The organism is Streptomyces sp. NPDC097981 (assembly GCF_040302565.1).
Classification (GTDB): Bacteria; Actinomycetota; Actinomycetes; order Streptomycetales; family Streptomycetaceae; genus Streptomyces.
This window is the reverse complement of sequence record NZ_JBEORW010000010.1, coordinates 171010-187958: the sequence shown is the minus strand read 5'-3', so window position 1 is coordinate 187958 and position 16949 is coordinate 171010. Positions and strand designations below refer to the sequence as shown.

12 protein-coding genes and 2 pseudogenes are annotated in these 16949 nt (G+C 72.9%); 7 read left to right on the top strand and 7 right to left on the bottom strand.

Features of this window, described 5'->3' with window-relative positions:
• Nucleotides 1–205: 205 nt before the first annotated feature.
• Nucleotides 206–1561, bottom strand: a complete 1356-nt coding sequence (locus ABTY04_RS12935; RefSeq protein WP_352213401.1) for a M64 family metallopeptidase — start codon at nt 1559–1561, stop codon at nt 206–208.
• 186 nt (nt 1562–1747) lie between these two features.
• On the opposite strand from ABTY04_RS12935, the gene ABTY04_RS12930 reads away from it, so the two are divergent.
• Nucleotides 1748–3082 carry a helix-turn-helix domain-containing protein gene (locus tag ABTY04_RS12930; RefSeq protein WP_352213427.1) on the top strand — a complete coding sequence of 445 codons (1335 nt, stop codon included), beginning with the start codon at nt 1748–1750 and terminating at the stop codon, nt 3080–3082.
• 207 nt (nt 3083–3289) lie between these two features.
• A complete protein-coding gene (locus ABTY04_RS12925) occupies nt 3290–3451 on the top strand; it encodes a DUF6126 family protein (RefSeq protein WP_352213400.1) in 162 nt (53 codons plus the stop codon).
• A 13-nt stretch (nt 3452–3464) separates the two neighbouring features.
• Here ABTY04_RS12925 and ABTY04_RS12920 read toward each other — a convergent pair whose 3' ends face one another.
• Entirely contained in the window at nt 3465–3707 is a 243-nt protein-coding gene (locus tag ABTY04_RS12920; RefSeq protein ID WP_352213399.1) for a DUF6158 family protein, read from the bottom strand.
• Nucleotides 3708–3880: 173 nt separating this feature from the next.
• Here ABTY04_RS12920 and ABTY04_RS12915 point away from each other — a divergent pair, with 173 nt between their 5' ends.
• From ABTY04_RS12915 to ABTY04_RS12905, 3 genes and pseudogenes are all read left to right on the top strand, one after another.
• Nucleotides 3881–5002: a M20 family metallopeptidase gene (locus ABTY04_RS12915; RefSeq protein WP_352213398.1), complete on the top strand. Its 1122-nt coding sequence runs from the start codon at nt 3881–3883 to the stop codon at nt 5000–5002.
• A 55-nt stretch (nt 5003–5057) separates the two neighbouring features.
• Nucleotides 5058–5687 (top strand): TetR/AcrR family transcriptional regulator, encoded by a 630-nt coding sequence (locus tag ABTY04_RS12910; protein WP_352213397.1) that lies wholly within the window; start codon nt 5058–5060, stop codon nt 5685–5687.
• Nucleotides 5688–5734: 47 nt separating this feature from the next.
• Nucleotides 5735–6988 (top strand): annotated as a pseudogene (locus tag ABTY04_RS12905) (MFS transporter); the annotation flags it as partial.
• Here ABTY04_RS12905 and ABTY04_RS12900 read toward each other — a convergent pair.
• Nucleotides 6971–7879 carry a LysR family transcriptional regulator gene (locus tag ABTY04_RS12900; protein WP_352213396.1) on the bottom strand — a complete coding sequence of 303 codons (909 nt, stop codon included), beginning with the start codon at nt 7877–7879 and terminating at the stop codon, nt 6971–6973. The pseudogene ABTY04_RS12905 and the gene ABTY04_RS12900 overlap by 18 nt on opposite strands.
• A gap of 179 nt (nt 7880–8058) precedes the next feature.
• Here ABTY04_RS12900 and ABTY04_RS12895 point away from each other — a divergent pair, with 179 nt between their 5' ends.
• On the top strand, nt 8059–8631 hold the full coding sequence (locus tag ABTY04_RS12895; RefSeq protein ID WP_352213395.1) for a DUF6817 domain-containing protein: 573 nt from the start codon (nt 8059–8061) through the stop codon (nt 8629–8631).
• Between the two features lie 30 nt (nt 8632–8661).
• On the opposite strand, the gene ABTY04_RS12890 is transcribed toward ABTY04_RS12895, so the two are convergent.
• Complete coding sequence (locus ABTY04_RS12890) at nt 8662–11913, bottom strand: TIM-barrel domain-containing protein (RefSeq protein ID WP_352213394.1); 3252 nt, start codon at nt 11911–11913, stop codon at nt 8662–8664.
• 335 nt (nt 11914–12248) lie between these two features.
• Here ABTY04_RS12890 and ligA point away from each other — a divergent pair, with 335 nt between their 5' ends.
• Nucleotides 12249–14306 (top strand): NAD-dependent DNA ligase LigA, encoded by a 2058-nt coding sequence (ligA, locus tag ABTY04_RS12885; RefSeq protein ID WP_352213393.1) that lies wholly within the window; start codon nt 12249–12251, stop codon nt 14304–14306.
• A gap of 24 nt (nt 14307–14330) precedes the next feature.
• On the opposite strand, the pseudogene ABTY04_RS12880 reads toward ligA, so the two are convergent.
• The 3 genes and pseudogenes from ABTY04_RS12880 to ABTY04_RS12870 form a co-directional block, all read right to left on the bottom strand.
• Nucleotides 14331–14586 (bottom strand): annotated as a pseudogene (locus ABTY04_RS12880) (hypothetical protein); the annotation flags it as partial.
• A gap of 179 nt (nt 14587–14765) precedes the next feature.
• On the bottom strand, nt 14766–15695 hold the full coding sequence (locus tag ABTY04_RS12875; protein ID WP_352213392.1) for a SigB/SigF/SigG family RNA polymerase sigma factor: 930 nt from the start codon (nt 15693–15695) through the stop codon (nt 14766–14768).
• Between the two features lie 589 nt (nt 15696–16284).
• The gene (locus tag ABTY04_RS12870) at nt 16285–16890 is read right to left on the bottom strand and encodes a dihydrofolate reductase family protein (protein WP_352213391.1); all 606 of its coding nucleotides are present in this window, start codon (nt 16888–16890) and stop codon (nt 16285–16287) included.
• Nucleotides 16891–16949: the final 59 nt, after the last annotated feature.

Genomic DNA, 16949 nt, shown 5'->3' with positions numbered 1-16949 from the left:
GCCGCCGGGGGGGGCGGCTGCGGCAGCAGTCGGGGCGACGACGTATCCGGCGTCGGCACAAACTGCGGTCGAAAGCCGCCCTGCCCGGACGTCCGAGGGGCGGGCGGACCGGCAGAGTCCACCTCGTCGCCGACCGGGAGTGCCGCCCGCTGTTTGTTGATGCCGCCGACGATGCGGGCCCATTGACCACGACTCGATGGGCGCTCTAGAGGCGGACGCTCCAGTCGGCCGTGGACTTCAGGCTGCGGGCGAGCTTCGGGGCGCGGACCGAGGGCGTGCGGTCCTCGGCCGTGACCGACAGCTTGTGCGTGCGCAGGTCGAACAGCCACAGCTCGGACACCGCGACCTCGGTCCGGCCCGCGAACCGCTTCAGTTCCCGGCCGTCCAGGTACCAGCGGACGTCGATCTGGCGGCCGTCCGCACCGGCCAGCCGGGGTACGGAGACCTTCGCGGTGTGGCGCAGCCGCAGGGTGCGGCCGGTCGGGGCGAGCGCGGCGGCGGGCTTCGCGTGCTGGTAGAAGCCGGCGATCATCGCCTCGGTGCCGGGCAGGTTGAAGGGTTTGCCGAGCACGCGCATGATCGAGCCGTCGGTGGGCCGGTACAGGCCGGTGACATAGTAGCCGCCGCCCTCGTACGCGCCGACCGTGCCGCCGTCGGGGGACTGCTCGCCGAGCCAGCGGTACCACTTGGCCTGCTCGGCGGCCATCCGGTCGGCGGGCAGTGTGGAGGTGTTGGATTCGGCGGGCTCGGGGCCTTCGTACTTCTCGTATCCGGGGGTGCCGGGGTAGAAGTACTCGTCGGCGAGCTTGCCCAGGGAGTGGCCGGTCTCGTGGATGGCGACCTGGCCGGACTTCGCGTTGCCCGCGGAGGCGGTCGATATCCCCTCGTAGCCGAGGGTGGGGCTGGGCTCGTTGTATCCGGCCCCGCCGTACTTGGCGCTGTTGGCGAGGACCAGGACCAGGTCGGCCGCCGGCGCCTTCGCCACGTACGCGTCCACCTTCGGCTGGTCGATGCAGAGCAGCCGTTCGATGTCCTCGCACCAGAAGTACGAGCCGAGGGCGGTGTCGCGGACGGTGGCCGGCGTGGGGTCGCCGGAGACTCCGGAGTCGTGGGAGACGGCGTCGACCGTCCATACGTTGAAGAGGTTCCGGTACGTGGAGTACGGCTCGACGGCGGTGATCTCGGCCCATTTGGCCCGGGCGTCGGCGTGGAACCGGTCCTGCTCGGCGGCGGTGTAGCCGTCGCCGACGACGACGATGTCGAGACGGTCGGCGGTCGGTCCGTTGTCGACCATCTCGGCGACCTCGCCGTCGGCGGCCCGCTCGGCTTCGGACAGTTGCGGGGCCTTCCTCGCCCGTCCGGCGGCAGGGACGCGGGTGTGGCCGGATCCGGCGGCCGTGCCGTCCTGCGGCCCGGGTATCTCCACTTCGGTCCCGGTCTTCACCGGTATCGGAGGCGGTGCCGCAGCCGCCGTGCCGCCGGGGCCACCGGCCAGCAGCAGTGCCGTCGTACAGGCCGCGGCGAAGGCTGCGCGCAGCGTTAAGCGGAGGGACGCGTCCATGGAGTTCTCCCCGGGGAAAGGAAGCCGGCAGGCTGGGCGGAGGGTGCCGGGCGGAAGACGGAAGGCGGATGTTAAGCACGCGGTTAAGTGCGCTGAACCGGATGCTTAAATTAGGGCGCGCACGGGACGTGCGCAATGGCCTGCCGCCCCTGCACCATGGGGAGTTGGAGCAACCTGGGGGACTTGATGGACGAACCGGCCGAGATCGGACGCAGGGTTCAGCGCATGCGCGCCGAACGCGGGCTCACCCAAAGGGCGTTGGCGGAACCCTCGTACACCTCCGCATACATCTCGACCCTGGAGTCCGGCAAGGTCCGGCCCTCGGAGACGGCGCTGCGCTTCCTGGCGGAGCGGCTCGGCACCTCGTACGAGGAGCTGGCCACCGGGCGCCCGGCCCACCTGGCCACCGAGCTCCGGCTGGCCCTCACCGACGCCCAGCAGACGCTGGCCGACGGCGCCGCCTCCGAGGCCGCCGTCCGCTACCGGCAGCTGCTGGCGGACGCGGAACGGCTCGGCCTCGACGCGGAGCGGGCCGAGGCGCTGCTCGGCCTCGGTGACTGCGCCCTGGAATCGGGGGAACTGCCGGACGCCATCGACCACTTCGAGGCGGCCGAGCGGCTGCTGGCCGACGAGCCGCTCCCCCGCCGCGCCCGCCCGATCCGCGGCCGGGCCGTCGCGCATCTGCTGGCCGGGGAGCTCCGCTATGCCTGCTACCTGCTGGAATCCACCATCGACGAGCTGGGCGCGAGCGGGCTGGCCGACCCCGAGGCGCTGGTGCTGCTCTACGCCGCCGTGATCGGCCCGTACATCGACATGGGCGCCCACGCCCGCGCCGCGCACGCCGCCGAACTGGCCCTGGCCCTGGCTCCGCAGGTGGCCGATCCGGCGCTGGTGGCGGGGATGCACCGACAGGTCGCGCGCACCTTCCTCACCGCGGGGCGGCCGGCCGACGCCGACGCCTCGCTCGCCAAGGCGCAGGCGATCTACCGGCAGCTGCGGCTGCGGACCGATCTGGCGCACTGCCACTGGATGCGCGGCTACGTACAGGCGCAGAACGGTGATCTCGTCGCGGCGGAGGCCGAGTTGCGCACCGCCCGGGACATCCTCGCCGCACGGCGGGCCGCCCTGTACACGGCGCAGGTCGAGGTGGAGCTCGCCGATGTGCTGCGCCGGCTCGGGCGCTGCGAGGAGGCCGCCGAGCTGCTGTCCGGACTGCTGGAGCTGGGCGACAGCCACGGCGCCGTGCATGCGGGCGGAGCGCACCGGCTCCTCGGCCTCATGGCCGAGGAGCGCGGGGAGACCGAGTCCGCCGAGGAGCACTACGTCCAGGCGCTGACCCTGCTGGAGCGCAGCGGGGCCAGCGGAGATCTTGCGGATCTGTGCCGACTGCTGGGCGACCTGCTGCGGCGCACGGGCCGGATCGAGGCCGCGCTGGACGCGTACCGCACGGGCCTGGGCCACCGCGCGGCGCCGGGCACCACCACGCTGGGCCCGGCGCCCGCGTCACCGCCGAGGCGCTGACGCGGGCGGTCGCGCCGACGCCGAGCGGGCGGTGACGGCATGATCGCCGCGCCCCCCTGGTATCGCCTGAGCTTCCCCCGCCTCAACCGGAACACATACGTCTCGAACGAGGCAGGGGAGGACCGGATGAGGCCGTGGCCATCGGCGTTCCGGGACCCGCGTACGCTGTTCCTCCACCCGCCGCCCGCCCCCGAACGGAGATCCGCCGTGGCCGACCAGACCGAACACCGCGCCTCCGCGGAGGCGAAGCACGAGGAGTGGAAGGGGAAGGGTGTCGCCCTGCGCGCGTTCTTCTACATCTTCGGGACGCACGTGTTCGCCGGGTTCATCTGGCTGCTGTTCTACCTGGGCGAGCACGCCGAGAAGTAACGCCCTGCGCCCCTCAGCTCTCGCCAGTCCGGGCGCGCGCACCCGACCGGGTCCGCCCCGCCGTCTGGGCGCGCTGCGGGTGCCGGCGTACGTACTCGTGCTCCAGCTCGTTCATCCGCTGGGTGTGGGTGACCAGCGCCTCGTCCGACCCGTACAGCAGGGTCTCGTGGCGGGTCCGGTGGATGGCCTCCAGCTCCTTGAGCAGCTTGCCTTCCTCCAGCTTCCCCGCCGTCGGACCGCCGTCATGCTCCGCCATGGCCCGTACACCTCCTCCACACCATCATCCCCTCCGGCGGCTCTTTCGTCCCGGCCACCGGATTTCCCCGGGATCCCAGTGCGCCCGGACCGGCCGCAGCCGCCGCCACGCCCGGGCGGAGCCCGCCGTCGGGGCCGCGCCTTCCGCCGCGGCGTGGCCGCTACGCTTGCGCCATGACGATGCGCAAGACCGTCGATGTGACTATCGACGCGATGATCGAGGACCTCAGGACACTCGTCGAAATCGAGTCTCCATCGCGCGATCTCGACGCCTTGAGCGCATCGGCCAAGACGGTCGCCGCCGTGATCGAGAGCCGCCTCGGCGGGCAGGCCGTCCTCGTCGAGAGCGCGGCCGGGCCGCACGTCCACTGGTCGGCCGGCGGTGATCCCAAGGTGCTGATCCTCGGTCACCACGACACGGTGTTCCCGCTCGGCACCCTCGAACGCCGTCCGTTCGCGGTCGAAGGCGGGCATGCGACCGGCCCCGGGGTCTTCGACATGCTCGGCGGTCTGGTGCAGGCCGTACACGGCCTGGCGGCGCTCGACGACCTGTCAGGCGTCGAGATCCTGGTGACCGCCGACGAGGAGGTCGGTTCCCACTCCTCCCGGGCCCTCATCGAGGAACGCGCCCTTGCCTGCGGCGCCGTCCTGGTGTTCGAAGGCGCCGCCGACGGCGGAGCCCTGAAGACCGGCCGGAAGGGCTGCGGCACGTTCCAGGTCTCCGTCGCGGGCCGGGCCTCGCACGCCGGCCTCGAACCCGAAGCCGGGATCAACGCGCTGATCGAGGCATCACACCAGGTCCTGGACATCGCGGCGCTCGGCCGGCCCGGCATCGGCACGACGGTCACCCCGACCGTCGCATCCGCGGGAACCCTCGACAACGTCGTACCCGCGGAGGCGACCGTCGTCGTCGACGTCCGCGTCGAGGCGGCCGGTGAGAAAGAGCGCATCGAATCCGCGTTCGCCGCGCTCGCTCCGCATCTCGAAGGGGCGAAGATCTCGGTCCACGGGTCCGTCGGCCGGCCCCCGATGCCCGAATCGGCGTCGGCCGGTCTCTTCGCCATCGCACAGCGGCTGCTCCCCGGCCTCGAAGGCCGGTCGGTCGGCGGTGGAAGCGACGGCAACTTCACGGCCGCGCTGGGCGTGCCCACATTGGACGGCCTGGGAGCAGTCGGGGGCGGCGCCCACGCCGACCACGAGTACATCGTCATCGAGGCCATGGCCGAGCGGGCGAACCTCGTTGCCGGACTGGTGCGCGCGATCCAGCACACGAGCACCGTGGACGCCGTTGCGTGAACCGCACCGCCAACGCGAGTAGACAGTGTCTACGAACCACTGGTAGACATGGCCCATGGACCAGGAGAGCCAGGAGAGCCCGCTCCGGGAACGGCTGATCGACGTCGGCGTCGACCTCGTGCTGACCGAGGGAACCGCCTCCCTCGGCCTGCGCGAGATCGCCCGCCGGGCCGGGGTGTCGCACGGTGCCCCCCGGCGCCACTTCCCCACGCACCACTCCCTGCTCTCGGCCATCGCACGGCGCGGATTCGCCGACCTCGGCGGCCGGTTCGCGGCCGCCACGGCACACGCGGCCTCGCCGCGCGAGCAGGTGCGGGCACTGGGATGCGCGTACGTCGGCTACGCGCTGGAGCACCGCGGGATGTTCGAGCTGATGTTCCGCCACGACCTGCTCGACAGCGAGGGGCAGGAGGACACCGGGCAACAGCCGCCGAAACTCCGCGAGTCCACCCTCCCCCTGTTCCACCTGCTCGTCGGGCTCGTCTCCCGCTGCCGTGCCTCCGGGGACCCCGAGGTCACCGCCGCCGCGCTGTGGGCCAATCTGCACGGCGTGGCCCAGCTGTGGGCCTGGGGCAGCCTGCCCCTCGTCCTCGGCGATGCCCGCCGGGCGGACGCCGACCGGGAGGATGTCGGCCGGCTCGTCGACGCCGCCCTCGACGCGCACCTCGGGCCGGACCGCCCGTGAGCCTGCCCGGACAGCGGATCGCACTCCTCGCGTGCGTCGGCGGCGCGATGCTCGTCGCCCTCGACGGCACCGTCCTCGGCATGGCACAGCCCAGCCTGAGCCACGACTTCGAGGCCGGCGTGGCCCAGGTCCAGTGGACCAGCACCGCCTATCTCCTCGCCGTGGCCGCGTTCCTCGTCATCGCCGGCCGCCTCGGCGACCGGTACGGGCACGCGCGGCTGCTCCTCACCGGCGTGCTCGGCTTCGCCGCGACGTCCGCCGGGATCGCGCTGGCGCCCGGGATCGGCTGGGTCATCGCCCTGCGCGCCGCCCAGGGGGTGTTCGGGGCCCTGCTGCAACCGGCGACGCTCGCGCTGCTGCGGCTCGCGTACCCGCCCGACCGGCTCTCCGGGCCGGTCGCCTTCCGGACCGGTGCCATCGGGGTGGCCGCCGCGGCCGGCCCGCTGCTCGGGGGCGTGCTGGTCGCGCACGCGGGCTGGCGTTCCGTGTTCGTGCTGAACGTGCCGATCGCCCTCGCGATCGCCGCACTCACCCTCGCCGTACGGGTGCCCGCGCCGCCCCGGACCGGATCGGGGCGGCCCGCCCTGGCGGGCGCGGCCCTGCTGGCCGCGGGCCTCGCCGTACTCGTGCACGCGCTGGCCGGCGTACCCGCCCACGGCTGGACCGCGCCGCCGACGCTGCTCGGGCTGGGCGGGGCCGCCGCCCTCGCGGTGGCGCTCGTACGGTACGAGCGGCGCACCGCGCAGCCCCTCGTACCGGCCGCCGTGGCTCGGTCCCGGCCGGTCGCGGCCTCGATGGCGCTGCTGCTCGCCATCTCCGGCGGCATGTTCGGGGCGCTGTTCACGGTGACCTTCCTGCTCCAGGACGTACGGGGGCTCGATCCGCTCGCCACCGGCCTGCTGGTGCTGCCGCTGACCGGATGCATGGTCGCCGGAGCGCCGCTGGCCGGGGCGGCGCTGCGCCGGTACGGGCCGCGCCGGACCGCGCTCACCGGTACGGGCCTGGTCGTCCTCGGGGTCGGCGGGCTGGGTGCGTGGTCCGGCCCGTGGGTCATGGCGGCGTTCGCGGTGCTCGGCGCCGGGTTCGCCGCCGTCATGGTGACGGCCACCGGCACCGTGGTCGGGGACGCCCCGCCCGGCTATGCCGGGGTCGTCGGCGGGCTCAAGCAGACCGCGATGAACGTCGGTCCGACCCTCGGCATCGCCGTCGCCGCGGGCGCGGGAGCCTCGCCGACGGCTCTGTTCGCGCTGGCGGCACTGGCCGCCCTGGGGCTGCTGCCCGCCTCACTGCTGCCGCGCGGCGCGCGCCGTGCAGCTGCGTGCGACGTCGTCGGCGAAGACCCGGGCCAGCGGGGCCAGGGCCTCCCAGCGGCGGACGGCCCAGCCGACCGCGAGCGGGGGCAGCGCCGGGACCGGGACGAGGCGCAGCGGGCCGTCTGATCCGGGGACCCGCCAGCCGGGCAGGGCGGGCACGACGGCGTGGCCCAGCCCCAGTTCGGCCAGCAGCAGGGCGGTGTCCCAGTCGGCCACACTGGTGTCGGACCGTATCCGGATGCCGGATTCCGCGAAGGCGGCATCGAGATGGGCGCGGGACGCGGAATTCTCCGGGAGCCGGATGTGGCGGATGCCGGACAGATCTTCCGGATCGATGCGGGTCCGGGCGGCGAGGGGGTCGTCGGCGCAGACTGCCAGCACCCAGGGCAGCTCCATCACCGGACGCTGCTCGATGCCGCGCACGGGCCGCCCGATGGTGATCCAGGCGAGGTCCAGGTCGTCGGCGGCGAGTGCGTCGAAGCAACTGCGGCTGGAGTTCTCGGTCTGGAACTCCAGGCTGACCCGGGGGTGGCGGCGCCGGAAGCCGACGACCGCCTCGGACATGAAGTGCCGTACGGTCGTCGCGCCCGTGGTGATGCGCACCGAGCCGGTGTCCCCGCGGACGAGGTCGTCCAGGCGGCGCAGGGCGCCGTCGAGGCCGGCGATGCCGTCGGCTGCGGCCGCCTGGAGGATGCGGCCGGCCGCGGTGGGGACGACGCCCCGGGCGTGCCGCTCCAGCAGGACGGTGCCGGTCTGCTTTTCGAGGCGCCGGATGTGCTGGCTGACGGCCGACTGGGTACAGCCGAGGTCGCGGGCGACGGCGCTGAGACTGCCGGCCCGGCAGACGGCCACGAAGACGCGGAGATCGTCGAGAGTCATGAGGTCCAAGCTACAGCTTGGATCTTGATAGGAAATCAGAGGATTGACTTGGGTTTACGGGTGGATCAAGATCAATGCGGGGCCCCAGGGCGGCAACCCGTCCCCGCCTGCGCCACGGTCCGGACCCCGGTGCAGGCAGGGACGGGTGTCGACCCACCCAAGACGGAAGGACCACGCCCGTGCCCGTACCGACGCAGACCCAGGTGCGCGAGGCGCGTGCCCTCGCGCTGCTGCGAGAGCTCGGCGCCGCGCACCTCGACCACCCGGGCGGCACCCTGCTCGCACACCTGGAACGCGTTCAGGCGCAGCTCGGGGCGTGGAGAGCCCGGCCGGCGCTCCGGCTCGCGGGCCTGTGCCACGCCTTCTACGGTACGGACGGCTTCGCCACCGCCCTGTTGCCGGTCGGCCGGCGGGCCGATCTGGCGGCGGCGATCGGGGCCGAGGCCGAGGAGATCGTCTATTTCTACGCCAGTTGCGACCGGGCGGCCTCCTGGCCGACGCTCGGCGCCGACGAGTCGGTCCCCGCGGCGTTCCGCGACCGGTTCACCGGGCAGGTCCACTCCCCCGGCCGGTGGTCGCGTCGGGATTTCGCCGAGCTGTCCGCGGCGAACGAGCTCGACCTCGCCCGGATCGACCCCGCGTTCCGTACGGCCCACGGGCCGGGCCTCCTCGCAGTGTTCACCCGGCTGCGGGGGCTGCTGAGCGAGCCGGCCTGGCGGGACTGCCAGGCCGTGCTCGGCGGTACGCCCTGAGCCGCGGGCGGCGCCAGGGCATCAGGAACATCAGGGCGTGAAGGTCCAGCGCTGGGCGGGGCTGCCGTCGCAGGCGGCCCGGGTGAGTTCGGTGCCGTTCGCGGTGCCGGCGCCGACCGGGGCCAGGCATTGGCCGAGCGTACGGAGGCTGCCGTCCGGCCCGGGCTGCCAGGTCTGGCCGGCGGCTGCGCCGCACGTCTGGACGGTGACCCGGGAGGCGCTCGTACCGTCGAGGCAGACCCCGCCCAGGCCGGTGATCCGGCCGTCGGCCTGGAGGGTCCAGCGTTGGTTGGGGCCGCCGTGGCAGGTGTACAGGGCGGGCTTGGTGCCCGGCGCCGTGGCGCTGTACGGCAGGTCCGCGCAGCGGGCGGAGGCCGCGCTGACGAGGGTGGCGTCGGCCGGGAGCGGGGCGGCCCGCCCGGTGAGGCCGATCTCGGCGGCGCTGGTCCAGGGACCGCGGCCGCCGGCTTCGGTCAGGGCCCTGAGGCGGAGGTAGCGGCCCGTCTTCGGGGACAGGGGCACGGACTTGGCGGCGGCGGTGTCGGCGAGGGTTCCGGTCGCCACCGGGGAGCCCCAGTCGGCGGTGCTGTCGGAGACGTAGACCTCGTAGCCGCCGATCCGGCCGTTGACGCCGCCGTCCTGGCGGGGCAGGTAGCCGAGGCCGTCGACCGCGTAGCGGGCACCGAGGTCGATGCGGATCTCGTGCGGCAGCGCCGCCGGTGTGCCCGAGGACCAGGCGGTGTGCCAGATCGTTTCCGCCTTGCCGTCGAAGGCGTTGGCCGCCGCGCCGTTCTCGGCGGCGGTCTCCTGGCTGTCGGCGGAGAGCAGGGTCCATGCCGACTGCGGGACGGGCGCGGACGTGACCGGAATCGGGTCGGCCGCCGGGACGGAGGTGCCGGTGGCCGTGACCGTGAACGCACCGGATTTCGAACCGGACTTGACCCACAGGATTCCGCCGCGGTCGGCGGAGTCGAAGAACCAGCCGGTGGCGGCCGCGTCGTAGGCGGCCTTGGACGTCTGGCGGGCCAGGGCGGCGCCGTCCGCCGTCACCGTGCCCGGCGCCGAGGCCACGTGGAGGCTGAACTCGTAGCCTCGGGCGGCCGGTTTGCCCGTGTAGCTGCCGGTGGGGGCGCCGACGGAGACGGTGACCGTGCCGGCGCCGGCGGCCGGGGCCGTGACGTCCACCTGCTGGCGGGCGTACGCGCCGGACTGGTGGGCGCGGGTGATCCCGTCGTCCTCGTAGAGGCTGAAGGAGGAGTTGCCGCGGGGGTGGATGTCGTAGGTGAGGGTGGAGACGGGCTTCTCACCGGTGTGGTTCATCTGCGGCCACATCGGCACGATCGCACCGCCCTTGACGAAGAGGGGCAGGGTGTCGAGCGGCGCCTGGTAGTTGTTCAGCCAGCCCGGGCCCGCGTACGTCTTCCCGGTCCAGTAGTCCGTCCAGGTCCCGGCGGGCAGGTAGATCCCGTCGCGGACGGAGGTGTCGGAGACGACCGGCGCGACGAGGAAGGAGTCTCCGGCCATGAACTGGCCGCTGGTGAGGTTGCCGCGGGCCACCGGGTCGTCCGGGTACTCCAGGACCATCGCGCGGGTGCTCGGCACGCCGCTCTCGTGCGCGGTGCGGCTCATGGTGTACAGGTACGGCATCAGCCGCATCTTGAGCTGGAGGTACTTGCGGTTGATGGAGAGGTACGGCTCGGTGAAGCGCCACGGCTGCTTGTCCTGGTAGCCGGCGGACGGGTTCGTCGCGCCCCAGCCCGACATGGTCATGAAGGCGGGGGTGAAGGCCTTCCACTGCAGGTCGCGGGTGTACGTCTTGGGGCTGCCGCCGAAGATCCCGTCGACATCGCCGGAGGCGTAGTTGAGGGCGGACAGGCCGGCGCCGGCGATGGCGGGGACGTGCCAGCGCATGTCGTCCCAGGTGCCGTTGGTGTCGCCGGTCCAGACGACGGCGTTGCGCTGGGTGCCCGCCCAGCCGTCGACGGTCCACACGTAGCGGCGGGCGTCGGAGTCCTTCTCGATGCCGTCGACGGCCTGCTGCACGCCGGTGAACGCGGTCTTGTAGCCGCCGCCGATCCAGGCCACGTCGGTCTTCACGCCTCGGGTGCCGGCGGTGCCGACCTCGTCGGCGATGGAGCCGAGACCGGTGGAGGTCCACAGTCCGGTCTGGAAGCCCTTGGCCTTGAGGGCGTCCACCGTCGACTTGAGCGGCGCGGTGTAGCCGCAGCCGTAGCCGTCGTTGGGCAGGAACCAGCCCGAGGGCATGTCGGCGGCGCGGGCGTCCGCCGCATAGCCGGCCACGTCGGGGGTGGTCTGGTGGCGCAGGCGGTTGTGGTCGCCCTGGTAGTCGGGGTTGGAGGCGTTGAAACAGTCGGCGTTGCCGAGTTCCAGGCCCCACATCGGGGCCATGAACGGTTTGCCGCTCACGTCGGTGTAGGCATCGAGCACGGATTTCAGCGAGTCGCCGGTGAAGTACCAGGCGTCGAACCGCTTCTCGTCGTGGGTGAGGGTGGTGGGGGCGTTGAAACCGTACGAGCCGGGAGCCCAGGTGTTGCGCATGACGCCGTAGCCGTTGGTGGACATGTAGAAGGGGGCCGGGCTGGCGTTGTCGTTCTCGCGCCACTTGTTGTCGACGGCCACGGGGACGGTCTTGCCGCGCAGCGCCCACTCGCCGAGGCGCAGGCCGGTGCCGTAGAACTGCTCGTCGGCGCCGCGGGCCAGGTACTGGGTGGTCTGGGTGCCGCTCCAGGAGGTGGGCTGGGTCTCCTGCCAGACGAGGGTGGAGTTGTCGGCGCGGTAGACGGAGAACTGCAGGGGCGTCTTGTTGACGCGGATGTTCAGGGCGCCGGTGGTGATCCGGTAGTACGTGCCCGCGTCGGTGAAAGCGGCGTCGGCGGGGCCGAAATCGGTGGTCTGGGCGAGGTCTGAGCCGGCCGGGTCGTCGCTGAAGGCGCCGTCGGGCGAGATCCAGAGGCGGAAGATGTCGGCGCGGGCGACGACCACGCGGGCCTTCGCGCGGCCGGACGTGGTGACGGTGAAGGTGTTCCCGGCCCGGGTGAGGCCGGTGGCGTTGCCCGCCGTGGCGGGGGCCGGGGCCGCAGCGGCCGGCGGGGTCATCGGGCCGGCGGCGGCCAGGCCCGCCACGGCGAGGGCGCCGGCGAGCAGCGCGGCCATGGAGGCGCGCTGCCGCGTCGCCGTCTTGTGGGTGCGGGCGTGGGGGTGCGGCCGGGTGCGGGTGCTTGTGCGGGTGCGGGTGCGGCGGGGGATGCGGATGAGTCTCATGGGGCAGCTCCTCGTGCGGTCCGGACAACGGACACACCGCTTTGGCATGCGCCTGGCAAGATAGCGGCCCGTGGAGATCACTTGAAGAATGCTGCTCGAAGTAGTCTTCAATCAAGCAGCTTTGAGCATCCTTCAGGTAACCCCGTCATCCGGCCGCACAGACGATCCGCTCCCTGACGACGGGGTCCAGAGCCGGGTTGCCCGCCGCCGATCACCAACCGGTCCTGCTCGCCGACCGGGGCGGTGCGTACGAGGGTGTGTCCGACGCCGTTCACGACGTCAGGGCTCCCGGCCGCCCAGGGGGCGTTGTCAGACCCCTGCGCGAGGATCGGTGCATGACGATCACCACCGCTCCTGCCGGTCCCGCCCTCACCACCCGTGACGAGTACGCCGATGCGATCGGCACGGCCATCAGGGCCTCTGCCGCGTACTACGGGTCCGGCGATTCGCCGCTCGACGACGCCTCGTTCGACCTTCTGGTCTCCCTGATACAGGCCTACGAGGAGCAGTACCCGGAGCACATCGACCCGGCCTCGCCGACCGGCAAGGTGGCCGGGGGCGCACTGCCGGCCGGGGAGGTGGCGCACACGGCGGCGATGCTCTCGCTGGCGAACGCGTTCAACCCGCAGGACCTGCTCGACTGGGAGGCCTCGGTGGTGCGCCGGCTGGGCGCGCCGGTCGCGGGCGGCTACGTGGTCGAGCCGAAGCTCGACGGGGCCTCGCTGGCGGCCCGGTACCGCGACGGCCGGCTGGTCCGCCTCGTCACCCGGGGCAACGGGACGAGCGGCGAGGACGTGTCCCATGCGATCGGGACCATCGTCGGACTGCCCGAGAGGCTGGCCTCCGACGCCTCCTTCGAGGTGCGGGGCGAAGTCCTGCTGACGACGGCCCAGTTCGAGCGGGCCAACGAGATACGCGCGGCGCACGGCGCCGGGGCGTTCTCCAATGCGCGCAACGGTGCTGCCGGCACCCTGCGGGCCAAGGGCCGCCCGTACACGGTGGAGATGACGTTCTGGGCGTTCGGGGCGGTCGAGCTCGACGGCGCGGCGCTGCCGGGGACCACCCATGCGGAGGTGATGGCCTTCGTCGCCGAGGCGGGCGTCCAGACGGCCGCCGCGACCCCCGCGGGGCTGACGGTGGTGGCCACGGCCGCCGAGGTGCAGGAGCAGGTCGACCGGATCGCGGCACTGCGCGCCGGGCTGCCCTTCGGGATCGACGGGATCGTGGTCAAGCTGGACTCCCTGGCCGAGCAGGCCGCGGCCGGGACCGGCTCGCGCCACCCGCACTGGGCGACCGCCTACAAGCTGGCGGCGGTGGAGCGGCGCACCCGGCTGCTCGACGTGACCTGGGCGGTGGGCCGCACCGGCGTGCTGGCGCCGACCGCCGTGCTGGAACCGGTGGAGATAGACGGCTCGGTGGTGCGCCACGCCACGCTGCACAATCCCGCCGACATCGAGCGCCGGGGCCTGCGGATCGGCGACACCGTCACCGTCTACAAGGCGGGCGACATCATCCCGCGGATCGAGGTCCCGGTGGTGGAGCTGCGCACCGGCGAGGAGCGGCCGATCGATCCGCCGGCCGTCTGCCCTGGCTGCCAGGGGGAGATCGACCGGAGCCAGGAGCGGTGGCGGTGCGCGCAGCCGGCCGACTGCGGGCGGATCGCCGCGATCCTGTACGCCGCGGGGCGCGACCAGCTGGACATCGACGGCCTGGGTGAGACGTACGTACGGGCGCTGGTCGAGGGGGGCCGGGTCAGGGACGTGGCCGACCTGTTCGGGCTGGACCACGCGGAGCTCGCGGAGGCCGCGGGGAGCGAGAAGCGGGCCGTGAAGCTGCTGGAGCAGATCGAAGCCGCGAAGGGCAGGCCGCTGGCCCGGGTGTTCTGCGCGCTCGGGGTCGTCGGCACCGGGCGGGGCATGTCCCGGCGGATCGCCCGCCACTTCGGGACGATGGAGGCGATCCGGGCCGCCGACGCCGCCGCCATGACGGAGGTCGAACTGGTCGGGGACACCAAGGCGGCCGGGATCGTCGCGCAGCTCGCGGAGCTCGGAGCGGTCATCGACAAGCTGGCCGCGGCCGGGGTCAACCTCACCGAGCCGCAGGCGGAGCGCCCCGCCGGCGAAGCGGGAGAGGAGGGTCCGCTCGCCGGTCAGAGCGTGGTGGTCACGGGCAAGATGACGGGTGCGCTGGCGGCGTATGACACACGGGACAAGGTGCGCGAGCTGATCGAGCGGGCGGGTGGGAAGTCCGCGAGCGGCATATCGGGGCGGACGACGCTGCTCGTGGCGGGCGCCAGGGCGGGCAGCAAGGTGGCCAAGGCCGAGGAGGCGGGCATCGAGATCCTCGGCGAGGAGGCGTTCGCCGAGCGGATCGCCGCGTTCCTCAGCAGCTGAGCGGTCCGGGCGGCGGGGCGACGGCTCCAGAGCCTCGGCGGCTCGGCGCTCGCGCTCGGCGCGGGCGACGCCCTGTACCTCCAGCCCGCAGGCGGCGTTTTCGAGCAGACCCATGACGACGAAGATCGCGCCGGGCCCGACGCTGGATGAGGCGTCGGTCACAGCGGCCGTCGTGCCGTCGGCGCGCAGCTCGTCGCGGCCGGTGCCACTGCGGAGCGCGCGGACCGCAGGCGCCGGGTCGTCTTCCGAACACCTTGTGGACGCGTTCGGCCTGGAGCATGGACGCATACACCTCGTGGGTCGTACCGGGTACGGTCTGCCCGGCCGGCGGGGCCGGGCGGGAGACCGTGGCGCGGTACGGGATCCGCCCGCGCCGGCCGCGTCACGACCGACGGAAGGGTCCGATCCGGATCCGCGGGTGCCCAGGGCGTTCCGGGGTGAACGCCGAGGTGATTCACCTCACGCAGAGGCGGTCCGGGGCTCGGGCTCCGGGTCCTCCAGCATGGAGGCGCGCAGGTGGGCGAGGAGGCGGGTCAGCACGCGCGAGACCTGCATCTGCGAGATGCCGAGCGCGGCGCCGATCTGGGCCTGGGTCAGCTCCTGGCCGAAGCGCATCCGCAGCATCCGGCGTTCGCGGTCGGTGAGCTGTTCGAGCAGTGGCGCGAGGGTCTGGATGTCCTCGACCCGTTCGAGGGCCGGCTCCTCCTCGCCCATGACGTCGGCGAGGGTGTGGCTCACGGCCGTGGCGTCGCCGTGCTCCGCGTGCGGGGCGTCCAGGGAGCCGCTGGTGTGGCCGTTGGCGGCGACGAGACCCTCTATGACCTCCTCTTCCGAGAGGCACAGGTGGCGGGCCAGGTCCGCGACCGTGGGCGAGCGGTCGAGCGCGGTGGTCAGCTCTTCCTTGGCTTTGGCGATGTCGACGCGCATCTCCTGGAGCCGGCGCGGGACGCGCACGGCCCATGACGTGTCGCGGAAGTGCCGTTTGATCTCGCCTGTGATGTACGGCATGGCGAGGGTGGCGAACTCGTTCTCGCGGGCCGGGTCGAACCGGTCGATCGCCTTGATCAGGCCGATGGTGCCGACTTGGACGATGTCCTCGATGTCGCCTGCGTCACCCCGGGTACGGAAGCGGCGGACGGCGTACTGCACGAGTGAGGTGTTCATCTCTATGAGCGCGTTGCGGACGTACTGGTACTCCGGCGTGCCCTCGGACAGTTCGCGCAGCCGCCGGAAGAACACCCGCGAAAGCTCCCTCGCATCGGCGGGAGCCACCTCCCTCGGCTCCTCGATCCGCGGCAGGTCCGCGATCCGGGCGGCCTGGTGGCCTCGGCACGGACGGGGGACGGCTGCGGTGGTTTCGGAAGCGGAGGACGGGGCAGGGGCGGGCATGGGGTTTCGCTCCTTGGGCTTGTCGGCTTGCGGCGCGGGACCTTGACTGCCGTAGATGGTGGTCTCTTTCATCTTATACGTCAAGAATTGCCGGAAATGCGGCCGTCCGCTTACCCGCGCGCGTGTGCACGTACGCCCGCGCACGTCCACGCGCGGGTTATCCGCACGCGCGCGACCGGCAGGTCGGATTCCACCTGCGCACTCGGAGGGGATTGAGCCGGATGATCTGGAGATCGCACGTAGCCCGGCGGTCCTGAGCGCGGCCGCCCGACGGGCAGGCACGCCTCAGGTGACGCGGAACCCGCTCACCGCACGGTCCCGGTGGAAGGTCAGCCGGTCCCAGGCGGGAAAGGCGCCGCCGGGCGGTCGCGGTGGCCGGCGAGTTCGGGGGCTTCGGCGACCGCGCGGGGGCAGCGGTACGTGACGGCGCGCCGGAGGGTCTCCCCCGACGGACCCTGCTCGCGGTGGAGGCGGACAACGGTCCGGTCGCCGCCGGATTGATCCATGCCTCTCGATGAGCGGAAGCCCGGCCTCCCGACCCGCCTTGGCCGGATCGCACCCGGGAGGCCGGGATCGGAAGCCGCAGCGCTCAGGCCTGGGCGCCGGCTCCGGCGGGACGGTAGGTGCTGACGTGTACGCCCGTGCCGCTGGTGACGGTGGAGACCAGCTCCAGCGTGCGCATCCGGCCGTCCTCGGGGAAGATCGACTTGCCGCCGCCGAGGAGCACCGGCGTGATCATGAGCCGGAGTTCGTCGACCAGTCCCTCGCCGAGCAGGGTGCGCGCGAGTGTCGGGCTGCCCAGGACCGCCAGGTCCCCGCCCTCGGTCTCGCGCAGCTCCCGGATGCGGGCAACGGCCTTGTCGCCGGGGATAGCCGTGGTGTTGTCCCACGTCAGCTCGTCCTCGCCGAGCGTCTGGGTCACGACGTACTTCTTGATGGAGTTCATCTGGTCCGCGAAGGGGTCACCGGCCCGCTCGGGCCACGCCGCGGCCATCGTCTGCCACGTACGGCGCCCGAACAGCAGGGCCTCGGACTTGGTCATCGCCTCGCCGATGGCGGCGCCCATCACCTCCGGGTCGAAGAACGGGTGCGACCAGCCGCCGTGGGCGAAGCCGCCGTCGGTGTCCTCCTCGGGGCCGCCCGGGGCCTGCACGACGCCGTCGAGGCTGATGAACTCACTGATCACGATGCGCATGGGAACTGCTCCCCGTTCTTCTTCGGTCGGTGTACACGGGTGTAGACGGCCACGCGGCT